At 71.3% G+C, this 17,819-nt stretch carries 16 protein-coding genes; 10 read left to right on the top strand and 6 right to left on the bottom strand.

Annotated elements, in window-relative coordinates:
- Positions 1-45: 45 nt before the first annotated feature.
- From MRBLMI12_RS15480 to MRBLMI12_RS15460, 5 genes are all read right to left on the bottom strand, one after another.
- Complete coding sequence (locus MRBLMI12_RS15480) at positions 46-1,551, bottom strand: amidohydrolase (RefSeq protein ID WP_363357271.1); 1,506 nt, start codon at positions 1,549-1,551, stop codon at positions 46-48.
- Positions 1,548-2,189, bottom strand: a complete 642-nt coding sequence (locus tag MRBLMI12_RS15475) for an FMN-binding negative transcriptional regulator (RefSeq protein ID WP_363357270.1) — start codon at positions 2,187-2,189, stop codon at positions 1,548-1,550. Before MRBLMI12_RS15475 ends, MRBLMI12_RS15480 begins: the two co-directional genes overlap by 4 nt.
- A gap of 41 nt (positions 2,190-2,230) precedes the next feature.
- A complete protein-coding gene (locus MRBLMI12_RS15470; RefSeq protein WP_363357269.1) occupies positions 2,231-3,229 on the bottom strand; it encodes an Fpg/Nei family DNA glycosylase in 999 nt (332 codons plus the stop codon).
- A 4-nt stretch (positions 3,230-3,233) separates the two neighbouring features.
- A complete protein-coding gene (locus MRBLMI12_RS15465; protein ID WP_363357268.1) occupies positions 3,234-3,776 on the bottom strand; it encodes a ribose-5-phosphate isomerase in 543 nt (180 codons plus the stop codon).
- 84 nt (positions 3,777-3,860) lie between these two features.
- The gene (locus tag MRBLMI12_RS15460) at positions 3,861-5,060 is read right to left on the bottom strand and encodes a ferrochelatase (protein WP_363357267.1); all 1,200 of its coding nucleotides are present in this window, start codon (positions 5,058-5,060) and stop codon (positions 3,861-3,863) included.
- 54 nt (positions 5,061-5,114) lie between these two features.
- On the opposite strand from MRBLMI12_RS15460, the gene MRBLMI12_RS15455 reads away from it, so the two are divergent.
- The 10 genes from MRBLMI12_RS15455 (at position 5,115) to MRBLMI12_RS15410 (ending at position 17,082) form a co-directional block, all read left to right on the top strand.
- The gene (locus MRBLMI12_RS15455) at positions 5,115-5,477 is read left to right on the top strand and encodes an ArsR/SmtB family transcription factor (protein WP_363357266.1); all 363 of its coding nucleotides are present in this window, start codon (positions 5,115-5,117) and stop codon (positions 5,475-5,477) included.
- A gap of 53 nt (positions 5,478-5,530) precedes the next feature.
- Positions 5,531-7,171 (top strand): SulP family inorganic anion transporter, encoded by a 1,641-nt coding sequence (locus MRBLMI12_RS15450; RefSeq protein ID WP_363357265.1) that lies wholly within the window; start codon positions 5,531-5,533, stop codon positions 7,169-7,171.
- 75 nt (positions 7,172-7,246) lie between these two features.
- Positions 7,247-9,793, top strand: coding sequence for an aminopeptidase N (pepN, locus tag MRBLMI12_RS15445; protein ID WP_363357264.1), 2,547 nt, complete (start codon positions 7,247-7,249; stop codon positions 9,791-9,793).
- Between the two features lie 157 nt (positions 9,794-9,950).
- Positions 9,951-10,862, top strand: coding sequence for an ABC transporter ATP-binding protein (locus MRBLMI12_RS15440; protein WP_363357263.1), 912 nt, complete (start codon positions 9,951-9,953; stop codon positions 10,860-10,862).
- Positions 10,859-11,662, top strand: a complete 804-nt coding sequence (locus tag MRBLMI12_RS15435; RefSeq protein WP_363357262.1) for an ABC transporter permease subunit — start codon at positions 10,859-10,861, stop codon at positions 11,660-11,662. The genes MRBLMI12_RS15440 and MRBLMI12_RS15435 overlap by 4 nt, the downstream gene beginning before the upstream one ends.
- Positions 11,663-11,672: 10 nt before the next feature.
- Entirely contained in the window at positions 11,673-12,971 is a 1,299-nt protein-coding gene (locus MRBLMI12_RS15430; RefSeq protein ID WP_363357261.1) for a sensor histidine kinase, read from the top strand.
- Positions 12,968-13,678 carry a response regulator transcription factor gene (locus MRBLMI12_RS15425; RefSeq protein WP_349427374.1) on the top strand — a complete coding sequence of 237 codons (711 nt, stop codon included), beginning with the start codon at positions 12,968-12,970 and terminating at the stop codon, positions 13,676-13,678. Before MRBLMI12_RS15430 ends, MRBLMI12_RS15425 begins: the two co-directional genes overlap by 4 nt.
- 46 nt (positions 13,679-13,724) lie before the next feature.
- Entirely contained in the window at positions 13,725-14,828 is a 1,104-nt protein-coding gene (locus MRBLMI12_RS15420; protein WP_363357260.1) for a mechanosensitive ion channel family protein, read from the top strand.
- The gene (locus tag MRBLMI12_RS15415; RefSeq protein ID WP_363357259.1) at positions 14,825-15,376 is read left to right on the top strand and encodes a globin; all 552 of its coding nucleotides are present in this window, start codon (positions 14,825-14,827) and stop codon (positions 15,374-15,376) included. Before MRBLMI12_RS15420 ends, MRBLMI12_RS15415 begins: the two co-directional genes overlap by 4 nt.
- A gap of 41 nt (positions 15,377-15,417) precedes the next feature.
- On the top strand, positions 15,418-17,082 hold the full coding sequence (locus MRBLMI12_RS15410; RefSeq protein ID WP_363357258.1) for an FAD-binding dehydrogenase: 1,665 nt from the start codon (positions 15,418-15,420) through the stop codon (positions 17,080-17,082).
- 48 nt (positions 17,083-17,130) lie between these two features.
- Here MRBLMI12_RS15410 and MRBLMI12_RS15405 read toward each other — a convergent pair whose 3' ends face one another.
- Positions 17,131-17,808 carry a hypothetical protein gene (locus MRBLMI12_RS15405; RefSeq protein ID WP_363357257.1) on the bottom strand — a complete coding sequence of 226 codons (678 nt, stop codon included), beginning with the start codon at positions 17,806-17,808 and terminating at the stop codon, positions 17,131-17,133.
- Between the last annotated feature and the right edge of the window lie 11 nt (positions 17,809-17,819).

Genomic DNA, 17,819 nt, shown 5'->3' with positions numbered 1-17,819 from the left:
TCCCGAACCCGTACGGGGGAAGACCCCCGCACGGCGGGGAGGGCTTTACGCCAGGTGGGTCAGGCGTCCCGCCAGGAGCGTCGCGCCGACGCGCATGCCGCGGAGCCCCGCCTCGTCGGCGGTGAGCGGGTCCCGCTCGCAGATCGCGAGGTCGGCCACGTCGCCCGGCTCGATCCGAGCAGGCTCGGTCGACCCGCCGCGGGTGGATGCCGAGAGCGCGGTGGCGGCATCCACTCGCTGCCCGGGCTGCCAGGCGTCGCGACCGTCGCGCGTCCGGAACACCGCCGCCGCCATCGTCGCCCACGGATCGAGCGGCGCCACCGGCGCATCCGACCCGAACAGCAGGTTCGCCCCGGTGTCGGCGAGAGCGCGCAGCGGGTAGGCCTGTGCGGTCTGGCCCGCCCAGACCCTGTCGGTGAGGTCGCGGTCGTCCAGCGCGTGCTCGGGCTGCACGCTCGCGCCCACGCCCAGACGCGCGAACCGCGGGATGTCGGCGTGAGCGACGAGCTGGGCGTGCTCGATCGTGCCCCACGCGCCCGTCGCCGCGAACGCGTCGAGCGCGTGGGAGTTCGCCACGTCGCCGATCGCGTGGATCGCGGAGGCGATGCCGGCCGCGGTCGCGCGTGTCATCAGATCGACCAGCGTGGCGAGATCGACCGTCAGCAGTCCGTGGTTGTGCGGATCGCCCGGATAGGCCTGGGACGTCGCCGCCGTGCGGGTGCCCAGCGAGCCGTCCGTGATCACCTTGAGCGGACCGACGCGGACCAGGTCGGATGCCGTACCCCGGGCGACATCGCCCGTCTGCAGTCCCTCCGCGACGGCCCGGTCGAGGAGCTCGGGGTAGATGCCGAACACGACCCGCAGGGCGTCGAAGCCGTCCGCGAGGCGGCGCATCCAGGCGTCCTCGTTCCACGCCATGTCGAGATCGACGAGCCCCACGACGCCGCGGGAGGCGGCATCCTGCGCCATACGGCCGACGAGCGGATCCGACACCGACGCGTCGACGGCATTGAGCCGCCGCGATATCTCGAACGCCGGCCCCTCGCGGAGTACGCCGATGCCGTCGGGCGCGAATCCCTCGCGGCGGAGAGCGGCGGTGTTGAGCCACACGCTGTGCACGTCGGCGTTGATGAGGTAGGCCGGCACCTCGCCGGTCGCCGCGTCGAGGACGGCGAGGTCCGGTGCGTCGGCCCAGAACGCGTCGCGGTATCCGCTGCCCACGCGGCGCCCGTCGGACATCGTCTGCGCGGCCGACATGAGCGCGGCCGCGTGCGCGGCGGACTCGGCCTGGCCCAGAGCGATGCGCTGCGCGGTGAGCGCCCACTGCACGGTGTGCACGTGGTGGTCCCAGAGACCGGGGATGAGGCAGCCGCCGCCGGCGTCGAGCACGCGACCTCTGCGCGGCAGCGCGCCTGCGGGCGCGATGTCGACGACGAGTCCCTCGGCGAGGTGGACGTCGACCGGGTCGGAACCGAAGGGGTCCGTGCGCTGGGATCCGGTCAGCCGCGCGTTCGCGATCACGTCGGGGGCGTCACCGCGGGCGAGCGTCATCGGGCCGCCTTCCGGGTCTCGAGGTCGCGGCGCATCTCGGCCGGCAGCCGTGGATCGGCGTAGGGGCTCGCACCGGCCGCGAGCTCGACGATCACCGTCTCGACGACGTCGTCGGGTTTGTTCTGGCTGAGCTTGCGCTTGCCGACGACCCGGGTGGCTGTGAGGCGGAACCCCGCCGTCCCCTTCTCCAGTCGACGGACGAACTCGGGGTCGTTGGGAGGCGCCCACATCAGCCGGGGCTGCGGCATGCCGCTCTCGAAGCGCGCCACGAGGCGTTCGAGCACCTCGAGGTTCTCCTCGGGCGTCAGCAGCTCCGGGACGCCGGTGAGATGCGCCGAGACGAAGTTCCAGGTCGGCACGCTCTGCGCGTCGCCGTACCAGCCGGGCGAGATGTACCCGTGGGGGCCCTGCACGACGACGAGAAGCTCGCGCTCGCCCAGTCCGTGGATGAGGTCATCGGGCTTGCCGACGTGGCCCACGATGGTGAGGTCGTCCCGGTCGGCGTCCAGGAGCACCGCGTAGTGCGAGGCGACGAGCCCGGCGTCCGTGGAGCTGACCAGCGTGACCCACGGATTCTGCTCGATGAGGCGGCGGATCTCGCCGACATCCGACATCGCGAAGCTCGGGTTCTGGCGCATGGACTCAGCCTATTCGCGCAGCGGAGGCGTCAGCCGCGGCGTCAGGCCTGACAGGACGGGCACCAGTAGAGCTTCCGGGTGGCGACCTCTTCGACGACGATCGCCGTGCCGCACACGCGGCAGGGCAGCCCGGCGCGGTGGTAGACCCAGTGCCGGTCGTCGCGGCTCGCCATCGCCTTGCGGTAGGCGTCCGGGTCGAGGTCGTCCATCGTCATCATCTGACCGGTCTCGACACCGATCGCGAGAAGCCGCACCCAGTCGCGCCAGATCTCGCGCACGACCTCCTCGGGCACGTCGCGACCCGGGGTGTGCGGGTTCTGGCGCGCACGGAACAGCAGCTCGGCTCGGTACACGTTGCCGATGCCGCTGACGACGCTCTGGTCCATGAGCAGCAGGCCGATGGACGTCGGCTTGCGGCGCACCACCGAGGTGAACCGCTCCTCGCCCTCCGTGACGTCGTCGACGAGGGGGTCGGGGCCGAGCTTCGCGATGGTGGCTGCTACCTCGTCCGGGGTCTGCAGCTCGCAGGCCGTCGGTCCGCGCAGATCTGCGCACGTGACGTCCGTGAGAAGCCGCAGTCGCACCTGCCCCACCACGGGCGGCGGCCACTCGTCGCCCTCGTCGGCGAGACCCGTGGTCTGCTCCGACATCCGCACGTGCACGCGGGTCCGCCGGGGGGCGCCGATCGAAGTCAGCGAGTTCTCCCCGGCACTGTCGAGGATCACCTCGCCGAGCTCGGTCCCCCGCTGGTTGGTCTGCCCCATCCGGCCGTTCGCCGAGGCGATCGTGGGATCGACGACGATCTCCCCGGCGAAGTCCCATGCGCCGTACATGCCCAGATGCACCCGCAGCCACAGATCGTCGTCGAATTCGAGGAACATCTGCTTGCCGACGGCCCGCACCTGCGTGGCGGTGCGGCCGCTGAGGATCGCGGCGCCTTCGACGAAGCGGCCCTGCGGACTGGAGGCCGCGACGGCGCGGCCGACGAAATTGCGGTCGAACTGGCGGGCGATGCGATGGACGGAGTGGCCCTCGGGCATCGGGTCAGCCGGCTTCGGGGTCGAACGAACTGTCGTCGGCGGCCAGGACGTCGGGCTGCTGAGCGGCGCGCGGGTCGGGCTGCAGCGTGCCGTCCTCCTCGTAGGCCGCCAGCTGCGCGATGCGCCGCGCGTGACGTTCCTCCCCCGAGAACGGCGTCTCGATGAAGCGGTCGATGAACGTCGTCGCCTCTTCGAAGGTGTGCTGGCGGGCGCCGATCGCGATGACGTTCGCGTCGTTGTGCTCACGCGCGAGCTCGGCGGTGGCGATGCTCCACGCAAGGGCCGCACGGACGCCGATCACCTTGTTCGCTGCGATCTGCTCGCCGTTGCCCGAGCCGCCGAAGACGACGCCGAGCGTCTCGATGCCGGCGGCCTGGTCCCGCACGACCGCCTGGGCGGCACGGATGCAGAACGCCGGGTAGTCGTCGAGCGGGTCGTACTCGAGGGGGCCGTGGTCGACGACTTCGTGACCCGCCGCGGCGAGATGGTGCTGCAGCTGCGTCGAGAACTCGAGGCCGGCGTGGTCGGTCGCGATGTGGATGCGCATGGGCTCAATCCTAGGGAAGCCGGAGGGGACGGTGACGGATGCCGACAGCTCGGTGCCGGGCGGTGCTGCGGTGGTGTGCGGGGCTCAGGGTGCGACGCCGGCGGCAGCCGGCTTGAAGCCCGCGCGCACGTTCTCGCAGCAGGCCGGGCGGCACACGTCGAACCACGGCCCGAGGTCCGTCGCGTGCGGGCGCTCCGCCGCGGGCGTGCCGCTCAACCGCTCCTGGACGAGGTCCACGAGCCCCGACACGAAGACCGGGTCGACACCGGGGGTCGGCGTGCGCACGGCACGGATGCCCGCCTCCGCCGCGGCATCCATCGCTTCGGTGTCGAGGTCCCAGAGGACCTCCATGTGGTCGCTCATGAAGCCGAGGGGGACGATCGCCACCGCCTGCACACCGGCAGCGGGAAGCTCGGCGATCGCGTCGTTGACGTCGGGCTCGAGCCAGGGCTGGCTCGGCGGGCCCGAGCGCGACTGGTACACGAGATCCCACGCGACGCGGTCGGCGCCAGGCACCTCTGCCGCGACTGCGGCCATGACCACGTCGGCGACGGCGAGGTGCTGCGCCGCGTAGGCGCCACCCTCCCCGAGATCACGGTGCTGCTCGTCTCCTTCGCGTGGGCCGGACCGCTCAGCATCCGCCGTCGGGATGCTGTGGGTGGAGAACAGCACGCGCACGGCCTCCGGAGCGATGCCGTCGGCGAGGAATCCGCTGACGGCATCGCGCACGCCGTCGACGAACGGCTGCACGAAGCCGGGGTGGTCGAAGAACTGGCGCACCTTGTCGATGGTGACCGTGTCCCCGAGACCGGTCTCGGTCAGCACGCGTGCGAAGTCCTCGCGGTACTGCCGGCAGCTCGAGAACGACGAGTAGGCGCTGGTGGCGAGGCCGAGCAGCCTCGTGTCGCCGGCGGCCGCGGCATCCGTCACCGCCTCATCCAGGTACGGCGCCCAGTTGCGGTTGCCCCAGTACACCGGAAGCTCGATGCCGCGGGCAGCGAGCTCCGCCTCCAGCGCGGCCTTCAGCGCGCGGTTCTGCGCATTGATCGGGCTCACCCCGCCGAAATGGCGGTAGTGGTGGGCGACCTCTTCCAGGCGCTCGTCGGGGATGCCCCGCCCGCGCGTGACGTTGCGGAGGAACGGGATGACGTCGTCCTGGCCCTCGGGACCCCCGAAGCCGGCGAGCAGGATGCCGTCGTAGGCGACGGCCTGCTCCACGTACGGAGCCCCGGATGCGGCGGCGGGCGATGCGAACGGTACGACGTGCTGCTCGGGAGAGGTCACCCCTCCATCCTGACACTGCTCACTCTGGCGCCTCACCGATATGATGACTTCATCATGCCGCTAACACAGAGCCAGCGTCCGCTCTACGAGGTCAAGGCCGGGCTGTTCAAGGGACTCTCGCACCCGCTCCGGATCCGCATCCTCGAACTGCTCGCCGCCGCGGACGAGGTGAGCGTGGCGGAGCTGCAGACGGAGACCGGTCTCGAGGCATCCCACCTGTCGCAGCATCTCGCGGTGCTGCGACGGCACCGGCTGGTGGCGTCCGAGCGGCGCGCGAGTCACGTCTTCTATCGGCTGGCCGACCCACGCGTCGCCGAGCTGCTCGCTGTGGCGCGTGCGCTGCTGATCGGGATGCTCGCGGGAGACAGGGACCTGCTCGCCGACGCAGGCTCCCTTCCCGCCCTGCCCTCGCAATGAGTGTGACCGATGGCTCAGCGCGAGGACCCCGCGCGACCCGGCTGATGCGGTCGATGCGGGAGCTCCTGCCCTCGCTCGGCGACTACCGCCTGCTCCGACGCACCTGGCGAGGCGACCTTCTCGCCGGAGTCACTGTCGGCATCGTCGCTCTCCCGCTCGCCCTCGGCTTCGGCGTCAGCTCGGGACTCAGCGCCGAAGCCGGGCTGGTCACCGCGATCGTGGCCGGGCTGCTCGCAGCGGTGTTCGGAGGGTCGAACGTGCAGGTGTCGGGGCCGACGGGAGCGATGGTCGTGGTGCTTCTGCCGATCGTCGCCTCTCACGGCGCCGGCGCCGTCGCGGCGCTCAGCGTGATGGCGGGAGTCGTGGTGCTCGCTGCCGGAGCACTTCGACTGGGGCGCGCCGTGTCGTTCGTCCCCTGGCCCGTCATCGAGGGCTTCACGCTCGGTATCGCCGTCATCATCTTCCTGCAGCAGATCCCCCTCATCGTGTCGCCGATCACGCCGAGCGCCGGCGAACACAGCGCGAACGCCGTCGTGGCCGCCGTTCATGCGATCGCGAACGCCGACTGGGCGTACGTGCCGTGGGCGGCCGGCGCCGCCGCGATCGTCGCCGCATGCATGCTGCTGGCGCCACGGATCCACGCAGCGCTGCCCGGATCGCTGATCGGCATCGTCGTCGTCACAGTGCTCGCCGCCGTGGTGGCCACGCCGCTCGCAACGATCGGCGCGCTGCCGTCCTCGCTGCCCCTGCCGGTCCTTCCCATGCTCGATCCGGCCACGCTCGGCGAGCTCGCCGTCCCCGCGCTCACCGTGGCGGCACTCGCCGCCCTCGAGTCGCTGCTCTCGGCGCGGGTCGCCGCATCATTGGCCGATACCGGACCGTACGACCCCGATCGCGAGCTCGTCGGGCAGGGCATCGCGTCGATCGGCTCGGGGCTGCTCGGCGGCATGCCTGCGACAGGGGCCATCGCGCGCACCGCCGTCAACGTGCGCTCCGGCGGACGCACCCGGCTCGCATCGATCGTGCACGCGCTGGTGCTCGTCGGCGTCGTGCTGGTCGCAGCGGGGCCGGTCGGCGCCATCCCGCTCGCCGCCCTCGCCGGGGTGCTCATGGTCACGGCGCTGCGGATGGTCCACGCGCGGACGGTGCGCTCGGTCCTGCGGTCGACACGGTCCGACGCCGCCGCGTTCATCGTCACTGCAGTGATCACGGTGTCGTTCGACCTGATCGTCGCGGTCGTGATCGGCGTCGTCTTCGCCGGCGTCTTCGCTCTGCGCAGCGTCTCGCGCGCGACCGGGGTGCAGCGCGAAGCGCTCGCCGGCGCGCCGGCGCCGGGCGACGAGCGCATCGCGATCGTGCGGATCGACGGCCCGCTGTTCTTCACCGCGGCCGACCGGGTCTTCGACACGGTGATGCACATCAGCGGGGTGTCGGTCGTCATCCTGCGGATGTCGCAGCTCGAGCTCGTCGACGCGTCCGGGGCGCGCATCCTCACCGAGATCGTCCAGTCGCTCGAGCGGCGCGGGGTGACGGTGCTCATCAAGGGCGTACAGCCCGGCCACGAGGAGCTGTTCCGGACCGTCGGAGTGCTCGACTCGCTCCGGCATCACAACCACCTGTTCGACACCCTCCCCGCCGCGGTCGAGCACGCGCGGAGCCACGTGCGTCGTGAGCCGCGGGGACGCACCGCGTAGGCTGGGACGGTTGTCGCCGGCGCCAGCAGCGTCGGCCGTGGCATCCGAAACCCCTCACCCCTGGGAGCAAGAGCAGTGCCTGGAGAGAATCTCACCCGCATCGAGGCGCAGGAGCGCCGCGCGATCGTCGACACGCAGTCCTACGAGATCGCGCTGGACCTGACGAAGGGCGCCGAGATCTTCGGATCGCGCACCGTCGTCCGCTTCACCGCCACCGCGGGTGCCGCGACGTTCATCGACCTGATCGCGCGCGACGTGCGCGAGATCACCCTCAACGGCCGATCCATCGACCCGGCGTCCGCCTTCGCGGATTCGCGCATCGCGCTCGACGGCCTCGCCGCCGACAACGAGCTCGTCATCGACGCCGACTGCCTCTACACGAACACGGGCGAGGGCCTGCACCGCTTCGTCGACCCGGTCGACGGCGAGGTGTACCTCTACTCGCAGTTCGAGGTTCCCGACTCCCGCCGCGTCTTCGCGGTGTTCGAGCAGCCCGACCTCAAGGCGACGTTCGCCTTCACGGTCACCGCGCCCGAGCCGTGGAAGGTCGTCTCCAACTCCCCCACCCCCGAGCCCACGGCGCATGGTGATGGCACCGCGACGTGGCGCTTCGAGCCCACTCCCCGCATCTCGTCGTACATCACGGCGCTCATCGCCGGCCCCTACGAGGCGACGTTCTCCGAGCTCACCAGCTCGTCGGGCCGCGTCATCCCCCTCGGCGTGTACGGCCGCAAGAGCCTCTGGCAGTACCTCGACTCCGACTACATCTTCGACAAGACGCGTCAGGGCTTCTCCTACTTCGAGGAGAAGTTCGACTACGCCTACCCGTTCGCGAAGTACGACCAGCTGTTCGTCCCCGAGTTCAATGCGGGTGCGATGGAGAACGCCGGCGCGGTGACCTTCACCGAGACGTATGTCTTCCGCTCGAAGGTGACGGATGCCGTCAAGGAGCGTCGCGTCGTCACGATCCTGCACGAGCTTGCGCACATGTGGTTCGGCGACCTCGTCACCATGAAGTGGTGGAACGACCTCTGGCTCAACGAGTCGTTCGCCGAGTGGGCGTCGACGATCGCCACCGCCGAGGCCACCGAGTGGACAGAGGCGTGGACGACCTTCAACGCCATGGAGAAGACCTGGGCGTACCGCCAGGACCAGCTGCCTTCCACGCACCCCGTCGTCGCCCAGATCAACGACCTCGAGGACGTGCAGGTCAACTTCGACGGCATCACGTACGCCAAGGGCGGCTCGGTGCTCAAGCAGCTGGCCGCCTGGGTCGGCATCGACGAGTTCTTCGCCGGTGTGGGCGCGTACTTCAAGAAGCACGAGTGGTCGAACACCGAGCTGTCGGACCTGCTCTCCGAGCTCGAGGTCACCAGCGGCCGTGAGCTCTCGACGTGGTCGAAGAAGTGGCTCGAGACCGCGGGCGTCAACACGCTGTCGCCCGAGATCGTGACGGATGTCGACGGCACCATCACGCGCTTCGCGATCGTGCAGACCGCGCCCGCCGACTACCCCACCATCCGACCGCACCGTCTCGGCGTCGGCTTCTACGATCTCGACGGTGACGCCCTCGTGCGCGTGCACCACATCGAGCTCGACGTCGACGGCGACCTGACCGAGGTGCCCGAGCTCAAGGGCCGCAAGCGCCCCGCGCTCGTGCTGCTGAACGACGAAGACCTGGCGTACGCCAAGATCCGCCTCGACGATCAGTCGCTGCAGACCGCGATCGACCACCTCGGCAAGATCAGCGACCCGCTCGCCCGGTCGCTGGTGTGGGGTGCCGCGTGGGACCAGACGCGCGACGCCGAGGCATCCGCGTCGGACTACGTCGACCTGGTGCTGCGCAACATCGGCGCCGAGACCGAGTCGACGACGGTGCGCACGACGCTCGCCCAGCTGCAGCTCGCGGCGAACTCGTACGTGGCGCCCGAGAAGCGCGACGTCACCCGCACCCACGTCGCCGACGCACTCTGGAAGCTCGCCGAGGCGGCAGAGGCCGGCAGTGACAGCCAACTGCAGTTCGTCACCGCATTCGCCTCCGCGGCCGCCACCCCGAGCCAGTGGGAGAAGGTGCGTCAGGTGCGCGACGGCGAGGTGGCCTTCGCCGACCTGGCGATCGACACCGACCTGTCGTGGCAGCTGCTCGTGTCGCTCGCCGCCGGCGGCGTCGTGACGGCGGACGACATCGACGCCGCGCTCGCAGCCGACAACACCGCCAAGGGCGGCGAGTTCGCCGCCCAGGCCAAGGCCGCGCTGCCCTCGGCCGAGGCGAAGGCCGCCGCGTGGTCGTCGCTCGTCGACAGCGACGACCAGCCGAACACGATCGTCCGGGCCGCCGCGCTCGGCTTCGTGCACCCGGCCGGCCGTGAGCTGCTCGATGGCTTCGTCGCGCGCTACTTCGACGCACTGCTGCCGATCTGGGGCTCGCGCACCTATCAGATCGCGCAGTACCTGATCGTCGGGCTCTACCCCGCGCCGCTCGCGAACGTCGCCCTGCGCGACGCCACGCGCGCCTGGCTCGAGGCGAATGCCGACGCCGCCCCGGCGCTGCGCCGCCTCGTCGCCGAGAACCTCGCGGGCGTCGAGCGCGCCCTCTCGGTGCAGGACCGCGACGCCCAGTAGCCGGCACTCGGATGCCCCGGCCCGTCGCCTGAGCCTGTTCACGGGCTCAGGTTCGGCCGGGGCATCCGTCGTTCCGGCACCGTGGTACCACTCGCCGTGGCGCACTCTCGTCCTCCAGGTGGACGCGCCCGAAGCCGCCCGCTCCTAGCGTGGGAGCATGATCGTTGCAGAGAATCTCACGAAGCGATTCGGAGACAAGACCGCCGTATCGGACGTGTCGTTCACGGTGCAGCCGGGCAAGGTGACCGGGTTCCTCGGTCCGAACGGTGCCGGCAAGTCCACCACCATGCGCATGATCGTGGGCCTGGACCGGCCCACGTCGGGCACCGTCACCGTCGGTGGAGAGCCGTACTCGCGGCTGCGCGCGCCGCTGACCGAGGTCGGGGTGCTGCTCGACGCGAAGGCGGTGCACACGGGCCGCTCGGCCCGCAACCACCTGCGCGCGATGGCCGCGACCCACGGCATCGGCAATGCGCGGGTCGACGAGGTCATCGAGCTCACCGGAATCGGATCCGTGGCCGGCAAGCGCGCCGGGAAGTTCTCGCTGGGCATGGGCCAGCGGCTCGGCATCGCCGCGGCCCTCCTCGGCGACCCCCGGACCCTGATCCTCGACGAGCCGGTGAACGGGCTCGATCCCGAGGGCGTCCGTTGGGTGCGCCAGTTCGTCCGCTATCTCGCGGCCGAAGGGCGCACGGTCCTGCTGTCCTCCCACCTCATGAGCGAGATGGCGCAGACCGCCGATCACGTCATCGTCCTCGGCCGCGGCCGGGTGCTCGCCGACGCCGAGCTCTCCGAGCTGGTGCGCGCCTGGACCACCAACACCGTGGCGGTGCGCTCCCCGCGCCTCACCGAACTCGTCGCGGCGCTGGCCGGCCCCGACATCGCGGTGACCGCGACCGAGCCCGGCGCCGCCGAGATCTCGGGAGTCACCGCCGCCGTCGTGGGCGACCTCGCCGCCTCTCTCGGCATCCCGGTGCACGAGCTCACCTCACGAACCGGATCGCTCGAGGACGCCTATCTCGCCCTCACCGGCGAAGCCGTCGAGTACGCCTCCAAGGAGATCTCATGACCACCCTCACTGCTCCTCCGACTCACGCGACGCGGGCCGCCACCGCCCATCGTCTGACATTCGGCCACCTCATCCGCAGCGAGTGGATCAAGCTCATCAGCCTGCGGTCGACCTGGTGGTCGCTCGGCATCGCGGCAGCCCTCTCGGTGGGGATCTCGATGATGATCGCGGCGGCATCCGCGTCGTTCGGACCGGGATTCCCCGCCGTGAGCGCCATTCTCACCCCGACCCAGTTCACGATGCTCGTCGCGGGCATCCTCGGTGCCATCGCGATCACGGGCGAGTACTCGACCGGCATGATCCGCTCCACCCTGACGGCGGACCCTCGCCGCGGCACTGTGCTCGCCGCCAAGGCGGTCGTCGTCAGCGCGCTGATGGCCGCGACGACGGTCGTCATGTACGCGATCGCGATCCTCGCGACCTCACCGCTGCTCTCCGAGCAGATCGACTGGTCGGATGCCGCGCAGTCGTGGATCCCTCTCGCCTACGGCGTGCTGTCGATGGTGGCGTTCACGCTCATCGGGCTGGGGTGGGGCTTCCTGATCCGCAACGGCGCGGGAGCCATCGCGGCGACCGTCGGCCTCCTGTTCGTCCTGCCCATCGTCACGAGCATGTTCGCCATGGCCGGCGAGGCGTGGCAGTGGATCGTCGACCTCGGGGAGTACCTGCCCATGGCAGCCGCCAGCACGATCTCCACTCCCGGCGCCGAAGACATCCTGCCGTCGCTCCTCGCGCTGATCGGCTGGGTCGTCGTGCTGCTCATCGGCGGCTGGACGGTGCTGCGCACCCGCGACGCGTAGAGTCGGCCGGATGCCTCGTCGCACGCTCACGGCCGTCGTCGGCGCCCCACCGGGCGCCGACGACGGCCTGCTGCTGCCGCGCGAGCCCGGGTTGTTCCGCCGCTACTGGGCGCGGCACCGCCGCATCGCCGACGCACTCATCGCGTTCGTCGCCCTGGTGCTGTCGGCTCCGGCCGTGACGCTCCGCGCGGAATTCGGTGCGCCGCCGACGGACGCACAGGTCTGGCTCGCGGTCGGTCTGATCCTGCTCGCGTCCGCAGCGCTGATGCTCCGCCGTCACCGACCGCTCGCGGTGTTCGTCGTGACCATGGTGCCGGTGCTGGTCCTTCCGCCGAGTCTGGTCCCGGCATCCCATCTCCTCCCCGCCTTCGCCCTCTACGCCGTCGCGGTGTACCGCTCCGCACGGGCCTGCTGGATCGCGCTGGGAGCAGCGACCGCGGCGATGACGGCGTCCACGGCCATCGCGGCGCTCGCTCTGCCGTCCGAGCTGACGTCCCTCGTCACCACGCTCGTGTCGGCAGTCGTCGTCCTGCTCATCGCCGCGCTGATCGGCGTCAACGTCGGCAACCGGCGGCGGTATCTCGAGGCTCTCATCGACCGCTCACGGCAGCTGCTCGTCGAGCGCGACCAGCAGGCGCGGTTGGGAGCCGCGGCCGAGCGCACGCGCATCGCGCGGGAGATGCACGACATCGTGTCGCACAACCTGACCGTCGTCGTCGCCCTGGCAGAGGGCGCGACCGCGACCACGGATCCGGCGCGCGCTCGCGTGGCGACCGAGCAGATCGCCGCGACCGCGCGCGGCGCGCTGACCGAGATGCGGGCGATGCTGGGTGTGCTGCGCGACCCCGACCCGTCGCCCGGCGCACCGCTGTCGCCGATCCTGCCCGCGACGGCGGGCGACGCGGTGGAGGCGGCGCAGCGTGCCGGCTTCCCGGTGCGCCTCCACACGGAGGGGCGGATCGACTCCGCGCCCGCGGAGGTGCGCTTCGCGGTGACGCGGATCGTGCAGGAGTCGCTGACCAACGCCATGCGCCACGCGCCGGCCGCGTCCCGCATCGACGTGCGCATCGTCGTGGGCGAGGACGTCGACGTGGAGATCATCAACGACGGCGTTCACGCGCGCCCCGAATCGGCAGCGGATTCCCGCGGCGGGTACGGACTGCCCGGCCTCCGCGAGCGCGCCGCGCACGTCGGCGGGCAACTGACGGCCGGACCTGCGGAGGGCGGGCGCTGGATCGTGCGGGCGTCTCTCCCGGCGCCCGCGACGACCGGCACCGCCGGCCTCGAACCCGGGGAGGAGAACCCATGACCGACGCCGTCCGCATCCTGCTGGTCGACGACCAGGAGCTGATCCGTCTCGGCTTCCGCCTCGTCCTCGAGGCGGAGCCCGAGTTCGAGGTGGTGGGCGAGGCCGCCGACGGTGATGAGGCCGTGCGGGCCGTGGCCGAGCACTCCCCCGACGTCGTGCTCATGGACATCCGGATGCCGCGCACCGACGGCATCGCCGCGACGCGCGAGATCGTCGCCGCCCACCCCGCGACGCGTGTGCTCGTGCTCACGACGTTCGACCTCGACGAGTACGCGTTCGGCGCCCTCGACGCCGGCGCCGGCGGCTTCCTCCTGAAAGACGTGCAGCGCGGCGAGCTCACGGCGGCGATCCGTGCCGTGCACCGCGGCGATGCCGTGCTCGCGCCGGCGGTGACCCGCCGCCTGATCGAGCGGCTGCACGCCGCGCCGAGCGCCCTGCTCGCGCCGACGCCTCCGGTCGCCGACCCCACGTCCGAGCTGACCGAGCGGGAGCGCGAGGTGTTCCTGGCGATCGCTCAGGGGATGACGAACACGGAGATCGCGCGGCATCTCTTCGTCAGCGAGTCGACCGTGAAGACGCACGTCGGGCGGGTCCTGTCGAAGGTCGGCGCCCGCGACCGCGTGCACGCAGTGATCCTCGCGCACCGCCTCCGTCTCGTCGACCCCGCCGCGCCGCTGCGACCCGACGGCGGCGGACCGACAGGCTGAGTGCGACCTCAGGCCCGGCGGCGGGTCCGCCGTTAGGATCGTCACGATGATCAGCGCTCCCTTCGACTCCGGCACCGGCGAATCACCCGACATCACCGACCCCGAACTGTGGGAGCGGATCGGCGGCTTCTTCACCACGGCGGGTCTGAATCTGGCCGCCGTCGCCGGGATCATCGTCGGCGCGATCCTCGTCACGTGGATCCTTCGCCTCGTCATCCACCGTGTCGTGAACCGGATCGTCAACGGTGCCAAGGACAAGGCGAACGTCGACGACACGCAGGCGCTGGAGCGGTCGCCGCTCGCGTCCGTCCGGCTCGTCCAGCGCACGCGCACGCTGGGCTCGATCCTCAGCAACATCGTCAACGTGACGATCGTGATCATCGCGCTGCTGCTGATCCTCAACGTCCTCGCACCGACGGCGCTCGGCTCGCTGACGCTGCTGACGGCCGCCATCGGCGCGGGTCTCGGTTTCGGTGCTCAGAACATCGTCAAGGACGTGCTCAACGGCATCTTCATCGTCGCTGAGGACCAGGTCGGCATCGGCGACGTGGTCGATCTCGGTCTCGCCACCGGCATCGTCGAGTACGTGAGCGTGCGCGTGACGCACGTGCGCGACGTCAACGGCACCCTCTGGTACGTCCGCAACGGCGAGATCACGCGCATCGGCAACCTGTCGCAGGGCTGGTCCCGCGTCATCCTCGATCTCTCCGTCGCCACCGACTCCGACATCGACGAGGTCGAGAAGGCGATGCTCGACACCGCCAAGGCCCTGGCGAAGGACCCGAAGTGGCGCACGCGGATCCTCGAGCAGCCCGAGGTCTGGGGACTCGAGTCCATCTCGGGCGACGCGCTCGTCATCCGCCTCGTGATGAAGACCCGCGCCAACGCGAAGGACGACGTCGCCCGCGAGCTGCGCATGCGCCTCAAGCACACCATCGACGAGATGGGCATCACCCTCCCGGCGCTCAACGCCGTCATGCCGACGGGTATCGAGGGCGCCCAGCGCGTGCGCGGCGCCAACCCGCCGAAGACCAAGCCCACTCCCGTGACACCCACCCCCGAGCGCGCCGTGTGGAAGCCGAAGCGCACGAGCAAGAAGCCTTCGTCACCGGGCGACGAGCCCGGCACGACTCCCGGAGGAACACCATGACCGACCCCATGCCTCCCCTGCCCTCCGCCGGCTCTCCGGGCGACGCGGGCGCGGCCCCTGGACCCGCCGCGGCACCGGCTGCACCCCTCAGCTTCTACGACGAGGTCGGCGGGCACGACACATTCGTGCGGCTCGTCGACGCGTTCTACCGAGGCGTCGCCGACGACGAGGTGCTGCGCCCGATGTACCCCGAAGAGGACCTCGGGCCCGCAAAGGAGCGCCTCACCCTCTTCCTCGTGCAGTACTGGGGCGGCCCGACGACCTACAGCCAGGAACGCGGGCACCCGCGCCTGCGGATGCGGCACGCCTCGTTCCATGTCGATCCTGACGCGCGCGACAGATGGCTCGCCCACATGCGCGTCGCCGTGGACGAGCTCGACCTGCCGCCCCTGCACGAGACGACGCTCTGGGACTACCTGCAGCGTGCCGCGTATGCGATGGTGAACACCTTCGAGCCCTCGGGCATCGGACCCGCCGCAGGCACCCGGAGCTCGGCATCCTTCCCGGTGTCGGCCGCGCCGCCCGCGGAGCCGGGCCCCGACCGCTGAGACACGGTCTCGTTCTCACCCCCGCCGACAAAGGAGTCGACATGCCCCCCGCCGCCCACCACACGGACATCCTCGTCATCGGATGGGGCCTCGCCGGTCTCGTCGCGACGGCGGAGGCCGTCGCCGCCGGCAAACGCGTCACGATCGTGGACCAGGAGCCCCGCTCCAATCTCGGCGGTCAGGCGTGGTGGTCGTTCGGCGGGCTGTTCTTCATCGACTCGCCGGAGCAGCGCCGGCTCGGCATCCATGACTCGCTCGAGCTCGCGCGTCAGGACTGGCTGGGCAACGCCGGCTTCGACCGCGACGAAGACCTCTGGCCCCGGCGGTGGGCCGAGGCCTACCTGCAGTTCGCCCATGAGGAGAAGCGCGCGTGGCTGCGCGAGAAGGGCGTCGGCTTCTTCCCCATCGTCGGCTGGGCCGAGCGCGGTGGATACTCCGCCACCGGACCCGGCAACTCGGTGCCCCGGTTCCACGTGACCTGGGGCACCGGACCCGGCGTCGTCGCGCCGTTCCAGGCGGCCGTCGAGGCAGGCGAGGCCGAGGGACGCGTGACGATCCTGCCGCGCCATCGCGTCACGTCGCTCACCCTGGACAACGGCACGGTGACCGGTGCCGCGGGCGACGTGCTGGCGCCGTCCGGGGCTGCGCGCGGTGCGGTGAGCTCGCGCGAGGTCGTCGACGCGTTCTCGATCACCGCGGGCGCCACGATCGTCTCGTCCGGCGGCATCGGCGGCAACCACGAGCTGGTGCGCAGATGGTGGCCGGAGCGGCTGGGCACTCCCCCGGCCACCATGCTGACCGGCGTCCCCGCGTACGTCGACGGCTCGTTGCAGCCGGTCAGCGAGGCCGCGGGCGCCCGCCTCGTCAACGGCGACCGCATGTGGCATTACGTCGAGGGCATCCAGAACTGGGACCCGGTGTGGCCGGATCACGGCATCCGCATCCTCCCCGGCCCGTCGTCGATCTGGCTCGACGCGACGGGCAACCGCCTGCCCGTCCCGCTCTTCCCGGGATTCGACACCCTCGGCACCCTCGCGCACCTGCGCGCCACAGGCTACGACCACTCATGGTTCGTGCTGTCGCAGCAGATCATCGAGAAGGAGTTCACGCTCTCCGGCAGCGAGCAGAACCCGGATCTCACCAGCAAGGACGTGCGGCTGCTCGCCAAGTCCCGCCTCGGCAAGGGTGCGTCCGGCCCCGTGCAGGCGTTCATGGACCACGGCGCCGACTTCGTCGTGCGCAACACCCTCGACAATCTCATCGCGGGGATGCAGGCTCTCCCCGGTGGTGACGCCCTCGACGCCGATCGCGTACGGCTCGAGGTCGAGGCACGCGACCGAGAGATGGCCAACGACTTCACCAAGGACGCGCAGATCGCCATGCTGCGCTCGGCACGGGCCTTCCGCGGCGACCGGCTCATCCGCACGGCGAACCCCCATCGGATCCTCGACCCCAAGTCGGGGCCGCTCATCGCGGTCAAGCTGCACGTGCTCACGCGCAAATCCCTGGGCGGCATCGAGACCGACCTGTCCGCCCGGGCGCTCGGCGCCGGCGGCGAACCCGTCCCCGGGCTGTACGCCGCGGGCGAGGCGAGCGGGTTCGGCGGCGGCGGCGTGCACGGCTACCGCGCCCTGGAGGGCACGTTCCTCGGAGGATGCCTCTTCTCGGGACGCGTCGCCGGCCGGGCGGCCGCGGCGGCGGTCTGACGCCCCACCCGCTGATTCAGGCGCCCGGGGCTCACCGGGCGGTCGTCCTCAGCTCGCGGCCGGACCCGTCCGGCGCACGGGCGTGAGGCCGGTAGCCACGGGTCCGCGCACGAGCACGTGCCCCCGCGTCAGGCTCACGCGCGTCCACGGGCCCGTCGCGAACACCCGCGCGGTCTCGCCGCCGCTGATGAACCCGAGGCTCAGCGCCGCGAAGGCGACGCCGAGCGGCAGCCCGGCGAGTTCGTCGTCGGGTGCCCCCCACACCGCTGCGCGCACCGTCCGCACGACGTCCTCCCCGGCATCCGTCGGGACTGTGTCGGCGACGCGGGCGATGCCGCCCTGGGCCTTCGCCGCGAGGGTCGAGGCTTCGATGCCCGGCCGGGCATCCCAACCGCTGCGTGGTGGCGTGATGCCGGCCCACGCCGGCGACAGGGCCGTCTCGGGAAGCGCCAGCGCCCGCGCATCGTCAGGAGATGCGGACAGCGCGGACGCATCGACCACGAGGTCGCACACCAACTCGGGATCTGCCGCGAGGGTGCGCAGAGCCAGCACCGTGGGCGTCGGGTCGCCGAACCCGCGAGGTGCCAGCGGCGCGGCCGTCATCGCGAGCACGCCGCCGGAGGCCTGCAGCCGCACCCCCTCGACCGTGAAGCGCGCAGCGCGGGCGGCGAACGTGAGGGCGTCGGCCGCGGAATCGGGGTCGGCGAGCAACAGGCGCGGAGACATCGTCTTCTAAG

It is taken from the genome of Microbacterium sp. LMI12-1-1.1 (genome assembly GCF_040676455.1).
In the GTDB taxonomy this organism is placed as follows: Bacteria; Actinomycetota; Actinomycetes; order Actinomycetales; family Microbacteriaceae; genus Microbacterium.
This window is presented reverse-complemented; position numbering and strand designations above follow the sequence as displayed.